Annotated in this window: 13 protein-coding genes; 5 read left to right on the top strand and 8 right to left on the bottom strand. The window is 68.7% G+C overall.

The window, feature by feature from the left end; all coding sequences use genetic code 11:
• Nucleotides 1-2: 2 nt before the first annotated feature.
• The 4 genes from ACZ7M7_RS40515 to ACZ7M7_RS40500 form a co-directional block, all read right to left on the bottom strand.
• Nucleotides 3-827 carry a DUF1684 domain-containing protein gene (locus tag ACZ7M7_RS40515; RefSeq protein WP_472125956.1) on the bottom strand — a complete coding sequence of 275 codons (825 nt, stop codon included), beginning with the start codon at nucleotides 825-827 and terminating at the stop codon, nucleotides 3-5.
• Nucleotides 828-905: 78 nt separating this feature from the next.
• The gene (locus ACZ7M7_RS40510; protein ID WP_472125953.1) at nucleotides 906-1,829 is read right to left on the bottom strand and encodes an LLM class F420-dependent oxidoreductase; all 924 of its coding nucleotides are present in this window, start codon (nucleotides 1,827-1,829) and stop codon (nucleotides 906-908) included.
• 59 nt (nucleotides 1,830-1,888) lie between these two features.
• Nucleotides 1,889-3,481 carry an HAL/PAL/TAL family ammonia-lyase gene (locus tag ACZ7M7_RS40505; RefSeq protein WP_472125950.1) on the bottom strand — a complete coding sequence of 531 codons (1,593 nt, stop codon included), beginning with the start codon at nucleotides 3,479-3,481 and terminating at the stop codon, nucleotides 1,889-1,891.
• Nucleotides 3,478-4,281, bottom strand: coding sequence for a hypothetical protein (locus tag ACZ7M7_RS40500; protein WP_472125947.1), 804 nt, complete (start codon nucleotides 4,279-4,281; stop codon nucleotides 3,478-3,480). The genes ACZ7M7_RS40505 and ACZ7M7_RS40500 overlap by 4 nt, the downstream gene beginning before the upstream one ends.
• Here ACZ7M7_RS40500 and ACZ7M7_RS40495 point away from each other — a divergent pair.
• Nucleotides 4,198-5,253, top strand: a complete 1,056-nt coding sequence (locus tag ACZ7M7_RS40495) for a SpoIIE family protein phosphatase (RefSeq protein WP_472125944.1) — start codon at nucleotides 4,198-4,200, stop codon at nucleotides 5,251-5,253. The two genes, ACZ7M7_RS40500 and ACZ7M7_RS40495, sit on opposite strands and share 84 nt — an antisense overlap.
• Before the next feature lie 132 nt (nucleotides 5,254-5,385).
• Here the strand turns inward: ACZ7M7_RS40495 and ACZ7M7_RS40490 are convergent, their stop codons facing one another.
• Nucleotides 5,386-6,087, bottom strand: coding sequence for a bleomycin resistance protein (locus tag ACZ7M7_RS40490; protein WP_472125941.1), 702 nt, complete (start codon nucleotides 6,085-6,087; stop codon nucleotides 5,386-5,388).
• A 183-nt stretch (nucleotides 6,088-6,270) separates the two neighbouring features.
• On the opposite strand from ACZ7M7_RS40490, the gene ACZ7M7_RS40485 reads away from it, so the two are divergent.
• Entirely contained in the window at nucleotides 6,271-7,284 is a 1,014-nt protein-coding gene (locus tag ACZ7M7_RS40485) for an L-threonylcarbamoyladenylate synthase (RefSeq protein WP_472125938.1), read from the top strand.
• 52 nt (nucleotides 7,285-7,336) lie between these two features.
• Here ACZ7M7_RS40485 and ACZ7M7_RS40480 read toward each other — a convergent pair whose 3' ends face one another.
• Together ACZ7M7_RS40480 and ACZ7M7_RS40475 are read right to left on the bottom strand one after the other, a co-directional pair.
• Nucleotides 7,337-10,882, bottom strand: a complete 3,546-nt coding sequence (locus tag ACZ7M7_RS40480; protein ID WP_472125935.1) for a SpoIIE family protein phosphatase — start codon at nucleotides 10,880-10,882, stop codon at nucleotides 7,337-7,339.
• An 860-nt stretch (nucleotides 10,883-11,742) separates the two neighbouring features.
• Nucleotides 11,743-14,520: a glycosyl hydrolase gene (locus ACZ7M7_RS40475; protein WP_472125932.1), complete on the bottom strand. Its 2,778-nt coding sequence runs from the start codon at nucleotides 14,518-14,520 to the stop codon at nucleotides 11,743-11,745.
• A gap of 1,229 nt (nucleotides 14,521-15,749) precedes the next feature.
• Here ACZ7M7_RS40475 and ACZ7M7_RS40470 point away from each other — a divergent pair.
• Entirely contained in the window at nucleotides 15,750-17,618 is a 1,869-nt protein-coding gene (locus ACZ7M7_RS40470) for an NACHT domain-containing protein (RefSeq protein ID WP_472125929.1), read from the top strand.
• 572 nt (nucleotides 17,619-18,190) lie between these two features.
• Here ACZ7M7_RS40470 and ACZ7M7_RS40465 read toward each other — a convergent pair.
• A complete protein-coding gene (locus ACZ7M7_RS40465) occupies nucleotides 18,191-18,418 on the bottom strand; it encodes a hypothetical protein (protein WP_472126097.1) in 228 nt (75 codons plus the stop codon).
• Between ACZ7M7_RS40465 and ACZ7M7_RS40460 the strand changes: the two genes are divergently transcribed.
• The gene (locus tag ACZ7M7_RS40460) at nucleotides 18,332-18,913 is read left to right on the top strand and encodes a serine hydrolase (RefSeq protein ID WP_472125926.1); all 582 of its coding nucleotides are present in this window, start codon (nucleotides 18,332-18,334) and stop codon (nucleotides 18,911-18,913) included. The genes ACZ7M7_RS40465 and ACZ7M7_RS40460 overlap by 87 nt on opposite strands.
• A 62-nt stretch (nucleotides 18,914-18,975) precedes the next feature.
• Complete coding sequence (locus ACZ7M7_RS40455) at nucleotides 18,976-19,809, top strand: DUF4436 family protein (protein WP_472126089.1); 834 nt, start codon at nucleotides 18,976-18,978, stop codon at nucleotides 19,807-19,809.
• Nucleotides 19,810-20,329 lie beyond the last annotated feature (520 nt).

Here is a 20,329-nt window from a genome sequence, read left to right as displayed (position 1 = left end):
GCTCAGGATCCGCTGCGCTCGCGGGGGATCTTCTGACCCGCCTCGATCGCCACCGGCAGCCGGTTCTCGGCCGGCGGCAGCGGGCAGGTGGCCAGGTCCGTGTAGGCGCACGGCAGGTTCGTGGCACGGTTGAAGTCGAGGACGACCGTGCCGTCGGCGCCGGGCGGCTCGATGGCCAGCGCCCGGTTGGCGGCGTAGGTGGTGACCCCGGAGGTCGCGTCGGTGAACAGCACCGTCAGCCTGCCCGCCACATGCCCGGGGAAGGCCGTCAGGGACAGTCGGCGCCCCTCCAGTTCGAACTCGACCCTGCCCGGCGCGTCGTACACGTGCTCAAGTCCCTCGACCGCGGCGCCCACGGTGGTCGGGCGCGGCTCGTCGAAGGGGATGTACCGGCCCGTCACGGCCCAGCGCGGGTCGGGGTCGTAGGCCGGAGTGCCCGTGAAGGCCGTGAGCAGCGGCGCGTCCGGGTGCCGGGGGCGCACGATGTCGTTGCCGCCACGTTTGGCGACCTCGATGACGGCGTCTCCCCAGACCGCGTCGACGCCACCGCGCTCGGGAAGGACACCGAAGCGGTGTTCACCCCGCACCGGCGTTCCGCCGACGACCAGTTCCTCGCCGTCGTCGAGATTCACGACGACCCCGTCGGGGCCGGTGTGCCACGCGCCGGGTGCGTCGGGGAAGCGCTGCGGCCGGTCGTCGAGCCAGTGCAGACCGGTGACCGCCAGGAATCCGTGCGGGTCGGTGAGCCGGGCCTCTTGGGCGCGGTGCCACTCCAGCCAGTCCTCGGTGAAGGCGTGGAGGTCCGTTGTGGTCGCCTCGGTGGGCATGAGTTCTCCTTCGTCACGCGAGATTTGGCCGCGCTCGGGGTACGGGACAGGTGTCGGGCCGCGGCCCGACGGGCGTACTCAGTCGGCCAGTTCGCCGAGGAGCGCCCAGGTGCGTCGGCGGTCCGCTTCTCCCGCGATCTCGGTTCCCGAGAACACGACCTCGGTGGCGCCCGCGTCGCGGTAGCGGCGTACCTCGGCTTCGACCGTCTTCTCGTCGCCGATTACGGCCAGGTCGGCGGCCCGTCGGCCACCGGAGAGCTCGATGACCCGTGCGTAGGACGGGATCTGCTCGTAGAACGCGAGGTTCTCAGTGGCCCTCGCTCGTACCGCATCCACGTCGTCCGTGACCACGCCGTGCACCAGAGCCACGACCCTGGGCGTGGGCCGGCCGGCAGCCTCGGCCGCGGCGGTGAGGGCAGGGACGATGTGCTCCGCCAGGGCACGCGGTCCCGCCAGGTAGGGCAGGATCCCGTCCGCCAGCTCCCCACTGACCCGCAGCGCCTGCGGCCCCATGGCGGCGACCAGTACGGGAACGCCGTTCTCGGCGCCAGGTACACGCGCCGAAATCGGGGTGGCGGCGGTGAGCAGCTCGCCGTGGAAGTCGGCTGTGCCGGTCTGTGTCAGCTGCCGTAGTGCGGTGAGGAATTCACGCAGACGCGCGATGGGACGCTCGAAGGGCAGGCCGAAGCCGGTCTCCGTCAGCAGTTTCGTACCCAGGGCCAGCCCGAGGTGGTAGCGGCCGTGGGTCGCCGCCTGGGCGGTCTGGGCCTGGCTGGAGACGATCAGTGGGTGGCGGCCGAACACGGGGATCGCGGAGGTGCCCACCTGCAGTCCGGGCACCGCACGCCCGACGATCGCCGCGAGCTGGGGTGAGTCCGCGCCGAAGGTCTGGCCGAACCAGGCCGACCGCAGGCCCACGTCCGCGGCCTCCTGGGCCAACTGCACGCTGGTGTCGACCTGGTTCTGTGCGTCGGGCGTGTTGAGCACTACTCCAACAGTCATGCCAGTCACAACGGGCCCCGGCCGAACCCGCATTCCGGTCCGTGTGTGACAGCTTCTTGTCAGTCATGTGTACAGGACTCGGGTGGGACACCGACGTCGCGAAGACCGGAGGAGAGTGCGCGGCGTGCAGCGCTTTGTTGCACCACGGTGCGCAGCGCGCTCCGGACGTCGTCCGAACCCAGCACGTCGCGGTGCACCTCCTCCACGTCCACCCCGCACGGCCGGTCGTCGTCCAGGCGGGGCACGATCTCCCGGACCGCGTGGTGCAGCAGCCGAGGTCCTCGTCCCAGGGTGGCCGGAGCGGCCAGGTCCACGGCCTGGGCGGCAACGACGGCCTCCACGGCGAGCAGTTGCCGTAGCCGGACGAGGATCGTGGCCAGCCGCCGTGCCCCGAGCGCCGCATTGGTCGAGTCGTCCTCGACGGCGTCGGCGCCATGACGGGGGTCCGTGCACACGGGTACCGACAGCATGCGGATCTCGGCGACGAGTGCCTGTGCCGTCTTGGCCAGCGGTGCGAAGCCCGAGCGCTCCGGGCCGTACGGCGAGAGGTTCGCGGGCAGTCCGCTGACGGCGGGGTCGAGCAGCCGTCGCATGCGCTCGGCGGAGAGCGAGGCGGTCTGCGTCAGGGCCAGTGCGAGGGTGTCGAAGGCGAGGGCCAGGGCCGGGGTGTGGAAGTTGCCGGAGGAGAGGATCTCGCCGGTGTCGGGCAGTACCACCGGATTGTCGCCGCAGCCGTTGAGCTCGGGTCGGAGCGAGGCGTCGGCGAAGTCCAGGGCGGCGTGCAGCGCGCCGTGCACCTGGGCCGCGCAGCGCAGGCTGATGGGGTCCTGGACCCGGCGCGCGTGCCGGGGATCACTCAACTGACCGCCGTCGAGCAGTGCGAGCAGCTCGCCCGCCGCGAGGGACTGGCCGGGGGCGGGGCGCAGACCCAGTACGCGGGCGTCGAGCGGGCTCGTGTTCGCCCGGAACCCCTCGTAGGTCAGAGCCGTGACCGCCTGGGCCAGGGTGAGGAGAGCGGCTGCCTCGTGCAGGGCCAGGGCCCCCTGCCCGGCTGCCAGTGGGCTCGCGCTGCACAACACATGTCCGTCCTTCGGGCCCAGTCCGGCAGGGTTGAGGCCGGCCTGCCGCAGCGCCGTGCCGCCATCGAGCACCTGGCCGGCGAACTCGGCCCTGCCCTCACCGAGGACGACCAGGCCGACGTGGGCCATCTGGCACAGATCGGAGGCGCCGATCGATCCCACCTCGGGGATCACGGGATGCACCCGCGCGTTGAGCATGGCCACGAGCAGCGTTGGGATCTCCGGTCGCACCCCGCTGCCGCCGCCCGCGATGCCGTTGACGCGGGCGAGAAGGGCAGCACGTACGACAGGGACCGGCAGCGGGTCGCCGACCGCGTTGGCCCGTCCCCGGACGGTGCGGACGCTGAACTCCTCCAGTTGGTCGCGGGGCAGTGCGTACGACGAGCGGGTGCCCAGCCCCGTCGTCAGCCCGTACGTCGGAACCTGGCGGTCGACGACGTCGTCGACGACGGCCCGCTCGCGGGTGAGGCGGGGGAGCACCTCGTCCGCCAGGACGACCTCGGCTCCGTGGTGGGCGACGGCGACGACATCGTCGTAGGACAGGGTCCGTCCGTCGACGACGACCCCTGTCATGAGAACCGCAGCTTCTGGCCGAGGCCGCGCTCTTCGGCCTTCTTCAGCATGGCCGCGCCCAGCGCGATGTCGGAGAGGGAAAGCCCGCGGTGCCAGAACAGGTTTCTCTCGTCGGCGCTCTCCCGGCCGGGCTTGCTGCCGGCGACGATCTGGCCCAACTCGGCATGCAGATTGGTCTTGTCGAGTCTGCCGCTGTCGACGTGTGCACGCAGCGCGCCGAACGGTCCGGCGTGCGCCTGGCCCCAGTCGTCGACGACGATCTTGTCCATGACGTCCGTGAGGGAGAGTTCGACGGCGCTGTTCGTTCCGTAGGGCACGACCAGGGACCCGGGGGCGATCCACTCGGTCTTCAGCAGCGGCTCCGGGCGCTCCAGCCGGGAGGCCTCCACCACGATGTCCGCGCCTTCCACGCAGGTCTTCCAGTCCTCGGTGACGACGACGGGCTTGCCGAGTTCCCGCTCAAGTCGCTCGGCGAAGGCCTTGCGGCTCTCGGGACGGCGCGAGTGGACGCGGATCTCGGAGAGGTCGAAGATCCGGTCGAGCAGGCGGACGTTCCAGTACGAGGTGGCGCGGGCGCCCAGGCTCTGGAACGTGCCCGACTGCACGACGCCGATCGAGATCGGGCCACCGAGCTGCAACGGGGGCTCCTGCCACGCGATCTGCCCGCCCTGCCGGCCCTCACCGCCGCGGCCCGCTACCTGCCGGCGGGGGAGGCCATGGATGTCGGCGGCGACTGGTACGACGTACTGCCCCTCTCGTCCGGCCGTGTCGCCCTCGTGATCGGCGACGTCATGGGTCACGGTCTGACGGAAGCCGCGACCATGGGACGCCTCAGAACCGCGGTGCGAACGCTCGCCGACCTCGAACTGGCCCCGGACGACCTGCTGGTGCACCTCAACGACCTCGTAGCCGACCTCGGAGAGGACCTCTACGCGACGTGCCTCTACGCGGTCTACGACCCTACGGATGCCGTCTGCACCATCACGACAGCCGGCCATCCGCCACCCGTGCTCGTGGACCCGTCCGGCACGGCACACTTCGTCGACCTGGAGCCGAACTCCCCGCTGGGAGTGGCCGAGCCGCCGTTCGAGACAACTCGCCTCCATGTTCCCGACGGCAGCCTGCTCGTCCTCTACACGGACGGACTCGCCGAGACGGCCACGCGCCCCATGGGCCAAGGTATGGACCTCCTGAAGGCCACCCTCGACGAGACTCTGGCGCAGGTGAGTTCCGGCGCCGGCCCTGCGACGGACCACGACGTCCCTGTACCTGATCCGCTTCTCGACCGGCTCTGCACCAGGCTCACCGACGCGCTGCTCTCCTCGCCGTCCGACACGACCGACGACGCGGCCCTGCTCGTCGCCCGTCCCCGCTCGTTCAAGGCTTCCGACATGGCCGGCTGGACCCTTCCTGAGGACCCCCTCGCACCCGGTCAGGCACGCGCCCTGATTCGCGAGCAGCTGGCCGCCTGGCACCTCGACGACCTCGTCATGCCCACGGAGCTGATCGTGAGCGAGCTGGTCACCAACGCGGTGCGGTACGGACGCGGCCCGATCCGGCTCCGTCTCCTGCGCAGCGACTTGCTCGTCTGCGAAGTGTCGGACGGCAGCCTGACGACACCTCATGTCCGCCGGGCGGCCGAGACCGACGAAGGCGGGCGGGGACTCCACTTGGTGACGGCTCTTTCGCACCGCTGGGGCGCCCGGTACGAGACCGAGGGCAAGTACGTGTGGACCGAGCAGGAGCTGCCTGCGGCGGCGGTCGCCGGTTGAGGGCGAGACGCATCCCAAGGCCCAGCCGCCTGCCCCAACTCAGGGTCCAGGGAGCAACCTTCGCTGGCCCGTGCTCCACGATGAACGACCAGTCGCCGCTTCGGCCGTTGCCGCTGCCACCCACGCCGTTGGCTAGGCCCGCAGCTCCGCGAGACGCACGAGGTCGTCATGGACCGTCTCCCGCTCCTCGGCGGAGAGGTTGACCGCGGCGGCCTTGGCGAGGGCCGTCGTCGCGGTCTCTTCGTCACCGAGACGCCCGGCGACGTCCGCTCGCAGGACCAGGAGGCGAAGCAACTGCACGGGTGTGGGCTGCTCATCCTCAAGGTGCAGCACCCGGTCGATGGTCTTTGCGGCGCCCGCCGGATCCTCTTTCGAGTCCGCGAAGAGAGACGCGTGGTGCAGAGCGCGGGCGAAGGTCTCCTTGGGGGCGGGCCGGTGGTGCGGGTCCTCGCTCGTCTGCTGCCCGATGCGGATGCAGTTGCCGCCTGGATCGGTCATGAGGAACTGCCGTACGCCGTACGACATGTCTTTGAGCGGCCCGATGCGCGGCAGGCCACGGGTCGGGATCCTCCCGTACACCGCCTTGAGCCCGGCCCGGAACGCGGCATGCAGCCCGTCAACGTCATCGGTCTGGACGTAGCAGGTGCTGAATGACTCGGTCGGCTCGTACTGCTTCATCCCGAAGAACTGGAGCTCGATGCCGCCGCGCCGTACGACGGCGTACGGGTTGGGGCTCTTCTGCTGGAAGGTCACTTCGAACCCGAGGGCGGTGTAGAAGTCGACAACGGGCTGGATGGTCCGGCACGGCAGGATCGGGATGGTCTTCTCATTCATATCCACACACTAATCAAAATTGACTACCGGGTACAGGTGCCGCCGGTGGTGAAGTTGATCCCGGTGACGCCGTACGTGATGAGCACGGCCATTGCTCAGGCGGTGCCATCGCCCTGGGTCGGTCGTTATGCGCAGACGAGACCATGGGATGTGGGGAACAGCATCAGGGAGAGGATTGCAAGGGTGACGGCAAGTACCAGCGACATCGAGAAGGCGGCCGATGTGCTGCGCGGCGGAGGGCTGGTGGCCCTCCCGACCGAAACCGTCTACGGTCTGGGCGCCAACGCCGAGGACCCCGCCGCAGTCGCGCGCGTCTTCCAGGTCAAGGGGCGCCCTCCCTCGCACCCGCTGATCGTTCACATCGGCGGCGCGCAGCACTTGGGCGATTGGGTGGAGGACGTGCCCGCGGCGGCGCGGCTGTTGGCCGAACACTTCTGGCCGGGGCCACTCACGCTGGTCCTGCGGCGCGGTAGCCGGGTGCCCCTCGAGGCGACTGGTGGCCTGGAGACGGTGGCCGTGCGGGTGCCCGACCATCCCGTCGCACTCGCGCTGCTGGCGGCCTTCGGCGGCGGTGTCGCTGCCCCGTCCGCCAACCGTTTCGGCTCAGTCAGCCCCACCACGGCGGACCATGTCCGGGCCGAGCTCGGTGATGCCGTCGACTTCGTGCTGGACGGCGGCGCCTGCGAGGTCGGCGTCGAGTCGACCATCGTCGACGCCACGGGCGACATCCCGAACGTCCTTCGGCCCGGCGGGGTGACGTGCGAGGACCTCGAAGCGGTGCTGGGGCGCCCGCTTGCGGTCAACGCGAATAGCCACGTTCGGGTGCCGGGCCAGCATCCGTCGCACTACGCGCCGCGTGCGCGGGTCGTCCTCGTCGAGCCCGAGAAGGTCGTCGCCGAAGCGGAGCTCGCGCAGGAGCTGGGGCATCAAGTGGGCGTGTTCCTTCCCCCCTCCTTGGCCAACGCTGCGATGAAGGTGCACGCCGTCGTGGCGGTCCCCGGTTCGATGGCGGCCTACGCGCGCGGCCTGTACGGGTTCCTGCGTGAGCTCGACCAGCAGGGGTGCGACCTCATCGTCGCGTCCTTGCCGGCGGAGGAGGGTCTGGGAGTGGCGATCGCCAACCGACTCCGCCGCGCCGCAGGGCCTCGGCTCTCCGCGGCACCACCGACAACCTCGCCTCGGCCTACGAGCGAGTGACCGGAACACCGGATCGGGGGCAACCTGACTGAGCGGTCGGTCGTATGACGCTTCAGTCGGCCTGGGGGCCGCGGGTTGGAGACGATGGTTCGGCGGTGGCGGCGAGCAGGGCGGTGTCGTCGTCGACCCGGTCGGGGGTGTTGAGCAGTTCCAGGGCTCGTTCGGTGATCTGCTGGGGGTCGGTGCGGGCGGCGGCGGGCAGTGTGTCGCAGGTCTGGCGCAGGGCCTCCAGACAGCCGTCCAGGGACAGCGCCCGGTTTTCCACCAGGCCGTCGGTGTACAGCAGCAAGCTGGTGCCGGGCGGGAACGCCACCTCGCGGTCGACCGGGGTGCTGCCCAGCCCCAGCGGCAGCGCCGGGGGCAGCTCCAGATAGGCGGTGTCGGTGGCTATCAGCAGCGGCGGCAGGTGCCCGCTGGCTGCGTAGCGCAGGCGGTGGTGGTGTGGGTCGTAGACCGCGTACAGGCAAGTGGCGAAGCGTTCGGCGGCGAGCGACTGCATGTAGGCGTCCAGCCTGGCCAGTACCTGGGCCGGGCCGGCGCCCTCCATCGCGAGGCTGTGCAGGGCGGAGCGGAGTTGGCCCATCACGATGGCGGCGTCCACGTCGTGGCCCATGACGTCGCCGATGGCCAGCCCTACGGCACCGTCGGGGAGTGCGAGCACGTCGTACCAGTCGCCGCCGACCTCGGCGCCGCGGTTGCTGGCCCTGTAGTGGGTGGCCAGACGCATCCCGGGCACCTGGGGCAGGCTGTGGGGCAGCAGGGCGCGCTGCAGGGTCAGGGCGAGGCGGCGCTCGTTGTGGTACCGGGCGGCATTGTCGTAGGCCAGGGCCAGGCGGTGGGCGAGGTTCTCCAGATACTTGTGTTCGACCGCGGAGTAGTCGGTCTGTCGGACCAGTACCAGGGCCCCCAGTGTCTGGTCGTGGGCATGCAGCGGCAGGGCCAGCATGGATGTGGGCGGCGGATGCGGGCCGGCTGAGGCCTGCGCGGTGCCGTTGATCGCGTGGGTGGCGGCGGTGGCCAGGGCCTCGCGGGCAAGAAGGGGGGTGCCGGCGATGTATGCCGGGAGCGACTGTGCCGGGGCGTGTTTTGCGGTGGTGAGGTGGATGCTGATCTGGTCGGCGAAGTCGGGCAGCAGGATCTGGCCGGCAGTTTGAAGTATCTGGTCCGGGTCGAGGGTGGCGGACAGCCGCAGGCCCGCGTCGGCCAGGGAGCCCAGCACGGCCAGCTGGTTGCGGGTTTCGGTCAGGACCTGTTCACGCAGCCGGGACAGTTCCAACCCGGTGTGGACACGCGCCAGCAGCTGGCGCGCGGAGAAGGGTTTGGCCAGGTAGTCGTCGGCGCCGGCCTGCCGGCCCCGTACGGATTCCTCCTCGCCGGCGCGGGCGGTGAGCAGGACGATGGGCAGGCGGGCGGTGCGCGGGTCGGCGCGCAGTGCCCGGACCAGCTCGAAGCCGTCCATGCGGGGCATCATCACGTCGCTGAGCACCAGCTCCACCGGCTGGGCGAGAGCCATCTCCAGGGCGGCCAGGCCGTCGGCGGCGAGTAGTACGTCGTAGTCGGGCTCCAGGAGCTGCGTGAGGTAGGCGCGCATGTCGGCGTTGTCGTCGACGACAAGCAGGCGGGCCCGGCGGGGGCGGTCGGTTTCGTGCGGGCCGGCGCCGGGGCCGTGGCCGTGGCGGGTATCGCGGGTCGCGGGGCTGCTGGGTGGAGCGCTGGCCGCAGGGGCCGCCGCGGCGGGGACGGGGTCAGCCGCCAGCCAGCCCAGCGCCTCGTCCACATAGGCGGCGGCGCGGCCGGACGGGCCGCCTCCGCCTTCGCTGAGGGTTTCCCCGGGGGATCCGGCGCCGGCTGCGGGCGGGCCCGGGCGGGGCCGGTGGGCGGCGGCGAACGGGAGGAACACGGTGACGTTGGTGCCCTGGCCGACCAGACTGTCCACGCCGACGGTGCCGCCGTGCGCTTCCACCAGGTCTTTCACCAGCACCAGGCCGAGGCCGCTGCCTTCGTGGGAGCGGGAGCGGGCGCCGCGGACCCGGTAGAAGCGCTCGAACAGGCGCGGCAGCTCGTCCGCTGGGATGCCGGTGCCGGTATCGGCCACGGTCAACCGGGCGCGGTCGTCGGCCGCGGCCACCTGCACTCGGGCGCCGCCGGTGAAGGTGAACTTCAGGGCGTTGCTGAGCAGGTTGAGGATGATCTTCTCCCACATCTCCCGGTCCAGGGGCACCGGCTTGGACAGCGGCGGGCAGTCCACCTCCAGCGTCAACCCGGCCGCCTCGAAGGCGGAGCGGAACACCCCGGCCAGCTCGGCCGTGGCACCGGCGAGGTCGACCGGCTCGAGGGCCGGACGTATCTGCCCGGCATCGGCCCTGGCGACCTCCAGGAGGGTGTTGACCTGCTTCAGCAGACGCAGGGCGCCGCGCTCGGCCAGCTCCAGCTGCTCGCGCCGCTCGGGCCGGTCCTCGTCGGCCAGGGCCTGCTGAAGCGGGCCCAGGAGCAGGGTGAGCGGGGTGCGCAGTTCATGACTGACGTTGGCGAAGAAGGTGGTTTTGGCCCGGTCGAGCTCGGCCAGTGCCTCCGCCCGCCGGCGCTGCTCGTCGTGGGCGAATGCGGCCGTGAGCGCCCCGGCCACGGAGGAGGCGAGCACCTCCAAAAAGTCCCGGTAGGTCCCTGCGGGCGGGAAGCAGGGGTTGATGCCCACAACCAGGACGCCCCTCACCTGGCCCGCGCAGTCCAGCGGCAGAGCCACCGCCTCCTCGACCGGGAGCCGGGAGGCCGCGGCGTGCCGGCCGGCGGTGTTGCCGCCGGTGAGCGCGGCGGCCGGGAGCGTGGCAGGGGCACCGTCGGTGACAACCTGTGCCAGCCGGACTGCGACCTCCGACCCGTCGGCCGCGTTCAACGAGACGGCCGCGGGCGTCTGCTGGAGCCCGGTGGAGGCCGCCGGATGCAGCACGCCAGGCTCGGAGGCCAGGTACAGGTTCAGGAACGGGATCTCCTCGGGATAGGAGCCCAGCACCTCCGCTACGACACGGGCGACCTCGTCCGGGGTGAGCAGCCCGGCGGTGCGGGCACCGGTCTCGCTCAGCAGCCGCAGCCGGCGCTCGCCCAGTACCCGGCCGGTGGTCTCGGTGATGATCTGCAGCACGCCGCCGGACGTGCCGTCGTCCAGCAGCACGGGCTGGAAGGAGGAGTCGAAGTAGCACTGTTCCGGAAAGCCGTGGCGCTCCATGATGAGCGGCTCATCGGGGATCAGCAGGGACTTGCGGGTGTCGGTCACATAGTGGAAGTGGGAGCTCACGGGGTGGGCCCAGACCTCGGGGAACACGTCCTTGTAGGGCCTGCCGAGGGCCCAGGGATGCTTGGCGCCGACAATGGGTGAGGAGCCCAGGTTGTACAACGTGGCGAATTCGGAGCCCCAGTACAGAGCCATCCCGTGCTCCGAGGTGAGCATCAGGCGCAGGGTGTCCACCAGGGGCCCCGGCCAGGACTCGGGGGGTCCGAGCGGCGTCGCCGCCCACTCGATCCCGGCCAGCAGCTCGCCGAAGGCACCGGCCTCGTCGAACATCCGGGCCGCCGCGGTGCTCGGGTCATCGGGCCGGGTCATCGAGAGATCTTCCTCCTGGCGCCTTTGCGATTCGCCCGCGGCCTCCCAGAGCTGCCGTCGGCTCATCGCTGCGAATCTTCCGGGCAGATCGGACGCGGGATCCGAAGATTCTGGCCACACGCCTGCAGGAACTGCAAGGTTAAAATAGTCTAAACTGCGATTTGCTCAGAATTGTAAGCTTTCAGCCGCACACCGACGGCGGGGAAGGGCGGCGGGCCGCGAAGGACAGTTCGTGGACGGCCTGGGCTGGCTGCTGGTGGTGGTCTGGTGTCCGCCGTGAGCGTCCACGCAGCTTGCAACAGCCCATCGCTGGTGTCGGACTGCCATGCCGACTTGGGAGGAAGGAGGCGGAGCGTCGTCGCCACCGGTTCCGCCGCATGTCGTTCAGCGAGGAGGGCCAAGGCGCGGCGCCCACCTGATCTACGCCGTCGTCCTGATCGCCCTGGCTGCCGTCTCCACCGGCGACGCCCTTCGCGTCGGCAAGTTCTGGGCCAAGTTGTCGCTCGTCGCCGCAACCCCTGGCTGCGCTGACCCGCGGGGAATGCGGTGGGCCTCTACCGTGGGCCCACCCACGGCGCAGGCCGGCGAGGGCCGGTCGGCCGCTTCAAGGGACCTGCTGCCTCTGCCCCGGGCCGTGACCATGGGAGGGGAGGGGCTGGGCGGGCGGCCACTCGACGACCCACATCAGCGCGCCCGAGACGGCCACCGCCGACGAGCGCCGGCCTCATCCTTGGCAGACCGAGCATGAATAGCCAGTCCGCCCAGGCGTCCCCGGGGCAGGACGAGTGATCACTGTCCGGACAAGTCGGTGCGGTGGGCAACGGACCAGCGCCGTTGCCCACCGCATGGCTCTCGCCGGATCAGCTGTAGGGGATCACCAACACGGACTTGTCCGTGCCCGTCTGCAGTTTTGCGGCGCCGTTGCCGATGGCGCTCCACACTTCGAGACGTACGGTTCCGCCCTTGAGAGTGCCCAGTGTGCCCGTGGACGCCTTGAGGCCGCGCGCCTGCGTGTACTCCTCCCACCCGGCGACCGGGTCGGTGGCGAAGTAGTTGTAGGTCTCGGTCCGGTCGAAGCTGCCGTCACCGGTGAAGTCGTAACTGACACGCGCCTGTTGACCGAGACCGACACTGGTGTCGGCGTCCACCTGGAGCCGGAACGTGGTTCCGACTCCCGCGGTGAGCGTGCCGTTGACTCCGCGAACCTCGTAGACGAGGGGCTGGTGCGGGGTGCCGTCGTGGTTGGCGCCGCCCGCGGAGGCGATCGTGTCGCTGCCCGCGGTACCACCGGTTGCCGTGGTCAGGACACCACCGCTGCGCAGTTGGAAGGTGTTCCCCGTCGGCGGGTCGGGATCCGGGTCGGGGTCCTGCGACCCCGCCCCGGTGCCGGTCGCGGTGGAACGAGCCGGAACGGAAAGGGTTTTGCCGTCCGAGAAGGTGACGGTACGGGCTGACGATCCGTGGTTGTGGGCGACGTAGGTGCGGGTCGTCCCCTTGGTGAGGACGGCGGAGGTGGGGATGTCGCCGGTCACCGTTGCGTCCGGGGCGCCGAGCGTGTCGAGGGTGTTGATCCAGTGGTAGGTGTGTGCCTTGGACTCTCCCTGCTCCGGGGTGTATCCGGCGTTACCGGCGTCCCACTTCGCCTTGGCCGTGGCAGGGTCGGCCAGGGACTGGAACTCCCAGAGGATGTCGCGCCATTCGACGGCCGGGCCTCCGTTCTCCCGTTCCATCTCGGCGATGTTGCGGCGTATGGCGGCCTTCTCACCGCCGAGGTGGAGTGACCCGCCGGTGACGGGCAGGACATTGATGCCGTGGATCTCCTCGGGGTTGGCGGTCCACCAGGTGGCGTAGGCGGCGCCGCTGCCCCAGACCATGCCTGCCGTGTCGTGCCCGAACGAGGAGGGGAAGACCTGCTCGTCGGCGTCGAACCAGTACTGGGCTATCGATTCCGACTCGGTGGTCAGCAAGAAGGTGCCGAGGTCACGCAGCGAGGTGTCTCCGGTCGCGGAGCCCCAAAGGACAAGGGCTGCACTGAGGTTGGTGGACTCGGAGGAGGACTCCTGGTTGTTGCCGGCGGCGAAGCCCTGATGGCCGGATGCCCAGCTGTGGCCGGCGTAGACGTCGAAGCCGCGCAGGAAGGGGAAGGCGCTGTCGGTGCGGCTGGGGTTGGCGGTGTCCCGCACGAGGGTCTTGACCATGCCGCCCCATGCGGAGTCGGCGGCCCATCCCTGGTCGTACTGGGCGACGATCGCCGCCGCGTAGACGTAGTAGCTGTAGTGGAAGTGGTGGTCGTTGAGCTCGGTGTCGCTGCCGTAGGACGCGGGATAGCCGGTGAGGGTCTTCCAATCCTTGTCGTAGCTGAACTCGTTCGCGCCGCCCGCCGTGAACCACTCCTGCAGCTTGCCCTTCATCAGGCCGAGCAGCCTGTCGCGGATGCCGGTCTCACCGATCTGCTCGGCCACCGGAACGAGTTGGGCGAGGCGGCCGAGGGCTTTGCCGGTCCAGTACGTGTCGGTGGCCCCGGAGAAGGGGTCGGCAGCATTCACGACCTCGTTCAGGTATCCGCGCAGCCGGGCGGCGTCCACACCGTTCGACTTCGGCAGTGCGGGCAGGACCGCAGCCGCCTTCTGGGTCGTGGTGAACGAGGCCGACTCCCGGACCTTCATGGTGCCGCGCGGTGAGACGTACGTGTACGAGGTGAGGGCGTCGGTCGTGTTCAGCCACTGGTGGCGGTAGAGCGCCTGGAGTGCGCCGCGCTCGGTGCCTTCCTTCGCCTCCGTGGTGAGGGTGTAGGTGGCGTTCACCGTGCCACCGGAGTAACTCCAGGTCACCTTGGAGTCGGTGACGAAGCTGTAGGCGTACTTCTTGAACGTCGCCAGCGCATCGGTGTTCGGCAACACAGCGACGGAGAAGTAGTCCTTGGAGCCGAGACCGGCGGTGATGGTGGAGCCCGCGACGTTCCAGTCGCTGCCGGTCGGCGCGAAGAGGGCGTAGTGGTGCCCGCCGACGGTGATGCCGAGGACGTTGGTCTGGTCGGCGAAGACGGTGGGCGCACCGGCGGTGGTGATCTGGGCGTTGCCGCCGGAGCCTCTCGCGTATACGAACGGGGAGCCGTGGCCGATGGTGGTACGCAGGGTTCGGGCACCGTCGGACCACAGGGGAGTGACCGTCCAGTCGGACCAGTCGTCGGCCTTGGTGTCGGGGGAGTTGAGGCCGGACAGCCCGATGGTGAGGTCGCGCTTGTGGGCGTACTCGTACTGTCGGCCGTCGCCGACGATCGCGGGTGACGTCGGGTAGCCGACGTCGAGTCCGCCGGCCGTGGCCTGGTACGTGAGTGGGTGCCCGTACATGGGGGTCGACCAGGGGTTGTCGCCGTAGCGCTGGAAGGCGAGGGAGGACCACCAGTCGTTGGTGGGCACGGGCCGGTTCCGGGCGGCGCTGGTCAGCTTGGGTGTGACGGGTGTTCCTGTGTTGGTGGTGGGGCCCGACGTGCCGGCGGGCCGGGTGTCGGAGTAGCTGCCGGAGCCTACGGGAACGGTAGCCGCGGCCGCCGGTACGGCGGCCGGGACCAGGCCGACGACGGCGAGCGCTGAGGCCAGCAGCAGTATGACGGCCGGTCTGGTGCGTGGGGATGGCATGCGGCACCTCAAGTCTTCACAGAAGAGGAGTCTGAGAGCGCTCTCAGATGGCCGGAACGTAAAGCCTCTGTAATGCACGTGTCAATGCATTGAACGCGCCCGGGAGTTGACGACGAACCAAGTCCGTTATGTCTTCGCTCCTTGATGATGAAGGTCGGTGCAGCCGGCTCCTGGCGGGCGCGGACCAGCGCTACGGCTGGCAGCTCTCTTTGCTGCGGCCGGTCCGGCCGAACGTCGCGCGCCTGTGACCAGGGCTGCGGCCGTCCGACTCAGCGGGGCGGGGCGCATCGAAGCGCTCTGGCGGTGCCTGGACCGGCCGAGCCATGCCGATCCATGCGACGCCGGGAACGCTGCGGCGATTTTGATGACGGGACTCGCCAAGTACTCCGCCTACGTTCAGGTTGGGCCCGCCCTCGGAGCCCCGGTCGTGCGCCGCCCCATTCGCCATCGCCCATGAGTGCGAACAGCCTTGCCGAGCAATGCGTTGCTGAGCGGCAAGCTCACGGCCGTGCCGTCGACGGTGCCGCCCTGGGGCAGGTGTTTCTTCGCTCGTCGGCGATAGGTGGTCGGCGGCTGCGACGGCGGGTAGGGGAGAGGGCGGGGCAGCTGCTGGCGGCGACCACGATGCCCGAGGCCATGTCAGTGATGGCTATGGAGATGCCGACCGGACCCTGGTCTTGGTACGCGTGGGGAGCGAGGGGGCCTCGGTAAGGATTCGCCGTTCCACAGACGAGGCCGAAAGCCCAGCCGGTCAGCGGGGACGGCACGGCCTGCGCCACAGCAGTCCGTGCCAGGAACCGGCCGGCGCTCCGCTCCGCTCTGCGTTGTACGTCGTTCGGTCGTGCACCTGGGCCTCTGAGGACTACCAGCTCGGCCTCAATGCCTTCCACGCCAAGCAGAAGCCGACCTTCACGGTGAGCTGAACCGTGCGTATGCCCCCTTAGACCCCCTTAGACCGCGTCCTGCATGGCCTTAGGTAATGCGACTGATGTTCGTACCGGTGGTGACCTGGAGTTCGCGCCGCGCACTCTGGCGCAGGACGATCTCAGAGGCGCAACCGGGCTGTACGCGATGCTGCTCCACGTGCAATGCCCCGACGACGGCGATGAGCTCCCAGCCCGCGACCAAATTGGCCGCACCACTACCGATTCCGCTGAATGCGAGTGCGGTGACCTCGATCCGGAGATGATGGCTCCATGAGTCTCCCAGGGGTGCGCAGGGACCGCTCTGTGCGTAAGTGGATCATCGCAGGCCTGGTCATTGGGGCGCCCTTCTGCGGCTACAGCCTCGTTCGCATTGCCCGCGAGGGTCTGGCTGATGCGGCACCCATCGACCTGCTGGCTGTGGTAGTGGGGGTGTTGGCACTATTCGTCACACTGCTGGCTTGGTGGGATTCAGCTTCGAATGACCGCGAAGGCAGAACGCAAGGATGGGCTGCTGAGTTAGCCCATCGCGTTGAGCAAATTGAGAGTGCCCAATTTCGACGGCTTGTGGGTGGCGACACTCCACGTATCAATGTTCGCTTTGCTCAGCAGACTACTCAAACGCGGTCGGGCGCTGCGCGTTACGGTGCAGGCCGTCTGAAAGAGCGAGCGGAGGACGATGGGGCCGCCGAGACCGCTCCGTCTATTGCTGATTTCTACCGCTCCTTGAAACCATGTCGCCTCTTGATCGCAGGGCCACCGGGATCCGGAAAGACTGTGATGGCGACGGAGTTGCTCCTGGCTCTTATTGAGGACCGTCAGCCTCAGGACCGCGTACCCGTCCTCATTCCCCTCGCCGGCTGGAACACAGACCATTCGCTAGAGCACTGGATTTCTCGTCATTTGCGCGCGGCATACGGACTGTCACTAAAAAGGGCGGAGCGACTTGTCGACGCAGGGCTTGTGCTGCCGATCCTGGACGGACTGGACGAGATGGACCCAATCGGTCCCGACGGCCACCCACAAAGCGCCCCACCTCGCGCAGGGAAGGCCATCGAGGCTCTGAATCAGTTGCAGGCCGGACGTGAAGCAGCCCCGCTGGTCATCACGTGCAGGTCGGTGCACTATAAACGGCTGCGGAATTCCAGTCTTCTCGACACCGTTCGCATCGACATTGAACCCCTCACTCCGCAGACAGCACGTCGATATCTCGCCGAACGGGCGATCGACATCCGTCGCTGGCAACCGCTGCTGGACGCTTTGGAGCGACCTCAGGGCAGCCTTGCCTCCTCGCTCACAACGCCTTGGCGCCTCACACTGTTAGCGACGGTGTTTGCCCGCAGCGGAAATCTCTCCGAGTTCCTCAGTCTAAGATCTCCCGCAGCGCGAGACTCCTACTTGCTTGCGCGCTTGATACCGGTTGCCGCAGAGCTATTTCCGAACCCTCACGCCTACCGGCCCGATGCTATTCATCGGTGGCTTGCCCTGCTAGCAACGTACGCGAGCAGCGCCACATCCAGCTCCCACCGCAGCACATCCCATGAATTGGAGCTATCCCATCTGACCCCGCTGGCGGGATCTTGGCGAGTCCGTATCACTGATGCCCTTCTCGCTGCCGCGACCTCACTGATCGTACTTCCGCTCGTTGTGTACTCTCCGTATCCGAGTGCTACCGTGACCATTTCCATGGTCATGTCCCTCGTGTCAGTAGGCTTCGCCTTGCAACCGCATCCCATAGCAATTTTTGCGGACTGGCAGTTGCCGCCTCGGCTTCAGAAACCTTGGGCAGCTCTCGCGCGAGCATTAACCGCCATGGTCCTCATCCCCCTGCCGCTCGGTGCATTTGGGATGTTCGCGGCGGCGCGGACATACTATTACGCGCCGGCTGCAGATCGTCCCCCCTACCTTGAGATCGCTCAAGAGAAAGTTCTCTTCACCACGTCCGCATCTCTTGCCATAATGCTTATTCTGGAACTTGGTGTCGGCTTAGCCCTCATGCGCCGTCATATGATCGTTACTGTTTACCTTTCCGCCAGGCTTCCCTTTCGCCTTGGAAGGTTCATGAAGTGGGCCTGTTCGTCGGGTTTGCTCCGAGTGTCCGGCGGGGCATATCAGTTTCGGCACCGTGAATTTCAGCAGTGGCTGGTAAATCATCCACAGACAACAAGACGCTGATACTTATTGCCATACTGCCCGGCCTGCATCCCTGGGGCACCACTCCGTGCCCCTTCCTCACACCCGAAGTCTTGTGGCTGCGCCGTTGCACACTGTCAGGCGGTACGCCTTGCCCCGGCCGGCGCGCCCCGCAACCCGATTGCCGACGTCTACAGCAGGGACTGATGATCGACGACGGGTTTCCTCGTCGAAAGAGTCCTCCACGGAGGATCGTGCGTGGGCCACCTGCTCGACCACCGACCCCAGCGCCAGGGCCGTCAGCCGCGCGTCCAGATCCGGGTTCGCCAGCCCGGCGTCCTGCAAGCGCCTCAAACCCTTCGTGGCACGCCTCACCTCCGAGCCGAGCAATGTCCCCGGGCACCCGGTCACCCGGTCGGTCGAGGGCGGCGCCACCCCCGCTCCGGCGGTGGTCTCCCAGCCGTATGCCCGAGGCAAACAGCGCGCCCTTCGATGCCGTCACGTCGTCCGCATGCACGTCCTCGGACCACCCGGTAGCGTCGATCACGTGCGTTCCGCCAACACCGTCACGGCGTCGCCCGGGAGGCCCAGTTGCTGTCGGTAGGGGAACGAGATCACTTGGCAGCGCGCAGCTTCCGCATCAGGGCGGTGGCTGCATGGGCGTTCTGGTCCTTCTGGAAACTCGGCCCGGTGCCGGCCGGCGCCGCGTCACGGCGCACCGGCAGCGGCGCACCCGCAGCGGACTTCATGAGCAGGTGGTGTCCGTGAATTGGACGGCGTCGCTGCGTACCGCCGAGACCGCCACGGCTGTGGTCGTACAGGCCGGTGCTGCGAACCCGCATGCCTACGCGAGGGTTGTCCGGGAGGCGGGGAGAGGGAGAGCCGATCTGACAACAGGGCGCGCCATCACCTCGAGGGTGGTCTTGGACACGGCGGCCAACTCCAAGCGGCTCACCGCAGACGTGGTCCTGTTGCCGGCCGGTCGGCACCAACTCGCGCTGAACTACCCCCCGTCCGACTACCTCGGCATCGACAACCCTCCGGCCTGGGCGCGGGTCGTCACGCTGGGCGACTCGATGCGCCACACGAGCGGCATTCCCGACTGCCAGGACCTGCTGGAGGACAAGGGCATCGAGCTGACCGATCCGGCCGGCCAGGAGGAAGCGATCACGGCAACCCCCGCCTCACAGCCACAGGATCCGCCAGGTGAGGGTTTCTCCAACATCACGTGCAAGGTGAGCCCGGACCGCAACACTGCCGTCACCGCCGCATGCAACGCGGAACCACCTCATGACTTTCGTGCGGCAAGCCAACTGCTGGACATCTGGACCAAGTGATGCGTCAGGGCCGTCCGGCATCTGCCGACTCGCCTCGCCCACGACGCTTCGGACGGTCCATCCTGCCCGTGCTCATCCTCATCGCGTTCTTGATCGTGGTGGCGGTGGCCGTTGGCTCGTGGCTGCAGTTCAGCGAGCGGCAGGCGGTCGACACGGTGCACACCGTCGGATCCTCGGCCGTCGACCGGGTGGATGTGGAGGCCGTCGTCCAAAGCATCGACGCCGCGGGCAGAGAGCTGGTACTGCGGGTCTGGGTGACCCCGCGCGGGACCCTCGGCGAGGCCGACGGGGCGGCCCCGGTGGCTGATCTCAGCCTCCAGACTTCCGGGGCGACCGTCAGAGACCTGGAGTTCGCGGCGCATGAGCGGCTCGCGACGAGAGACGTGCAGGTTGCGCTTACAGGCGGATCGATCAGTGACTACCCGTTCGACACCTACGAGACCGACATCGCGTTCCGGGCGCAGCTGGGCGGCAAGCAGGTGCCGGTACGGATGCTGTTCTCCAACGCCGACACGCTCTTCTCGATCTCAACGGAACCTGCGCCGTCCCGGCAGGAGGCCGTGGTGGCGCTGGAGCTGGCGCGATCGGGCAGCCTGCTCGTCTTCGCGGTCTTCATGATGGTGGTGATGTGGGCGCTGGCGGCGGCCGTGCTCATCGGGGCCTGGTACCTGACGACCAGCAGCGAGGGCGTGGTCTGGCCCAGCTTCGCCTGGATGGCCGCCACCCTGTTCGCCCTCGCCGCGTTCCGCAACACCGCCCCCGGCACACCCCCGATCGGCTGCGTGCTGGACTGGTTCGCCTTCCTGTGGGCCGAGACCATCATCGCTCTCTGCCTGATCACCGTGGTCATCACCGGCGTCAACAAAGCCCTGCACCGGGACGCGCCGCTCAGGTAGTGGCTCCGCTGTACACCCTGCTGTCCGACCGTGCTCCCAGTGCTCTGAGCGTGAAGGTTCGCCGGGCTGAGTACGTTCAGCCTGGCTGCGTCGAACGAGCAGGGCGGGCGTGACGCGGAGACCATCGATGGATGAGGCCTTGGGACTCCTTGAGCGCGAACTGGGGTCCCGGGCGCTTCCCGATCTGGTCACGGAAGCCGTCTGGCTTGCCTTCCTCTGTTTTGGCGGGCAGCTGTTCAACGTCCGGACACCCTCGATGCCGACGGCCTCTGTTCCAGTACGAGGCCAACTCGTTCCACTGTCCTCAGACGTTCACACTGGACCTCACCCGACAGTTCGAGGTTTCGACAGCGACGGTGATCACGACGCCACAGACTCAATCCAGCCGAGAACAGGGTGTACCAAGAGCAGGTGTAGCCGCTCAGGTCGCCATTGTGGTCGGACGCCCTCGCCAGCGGGCAGCTTTCTCGCTGCGGATGCTGGCTCGTTCGCGTTGTCGGCAGGGTCTGGCGGCCAATCC

It is taken from the genome of Streptomyces sp. NPDC111606 (assembly GCF_055656945.1).
Note: the sequence above shows the minus strand (reverse complement) of the source record. Positions and strands in the feature narration are given on the sequence as shown.

Coding starts and splice junctions, on each gene's coding strand:
- ACZ7M7_RS40515 (WP_472125956.1), bottom strand. CDS start 827: ATGCCCACCGAGGCGACCACAACGGACCTCCACGCCTTCACCGAGGAC.
- ACZ7M7_RS40510 (WP_472125953.1), bottom strand. CDS start 1,829: ATGACTGTTGGAGTAGTGCTCAACACGCCCGACGCACAGAACCAGGTC.
- ACZ7M7_RS40505 (WP_472125950.1), bottom strand. CDS start 3,481: ATGACAGGGGTCGTCGTCGACGGACGGACCCTGTCCTACGACGATGTC.
- ACZ7M7_RS40495 (WP_472125944.1), top strand. CDS start 4,198: ATGGATGTCGGCGGCGACTGGTACGACGTACTGCCCCTCTCGTCCGGC.
- ACZ7M7_RS40490 (WP_472125941.1), bottom strand. CDS start 6,087: ATGAATGAGAAGACCATCCCGATCCTGCCGTGCCGGACCATCCAGCCC.
- ACZ7M7_RS40480 (WP_472125935.1), bottom strand. CDS start 10,882: ATGACCCGGCCCGATGACCCGAGCACCGCGGCGGCCCGGATGTTCGAC.
- ACZ7M7_RS40475 (WP_472125932.1), bottom strand. CDS start 14,520: ATGCCATCCCCACGCACCAGACCGGCCGTCATACTGCTGCTGGCCTCA.
- ACZ7M7_RS40465 (WP_472126097.1), bottom strand. CDS start 18,418: ATGCGGGTTCGCAGCACCGGCCTGTACGACCACAGCCGTGGCGGTCTC.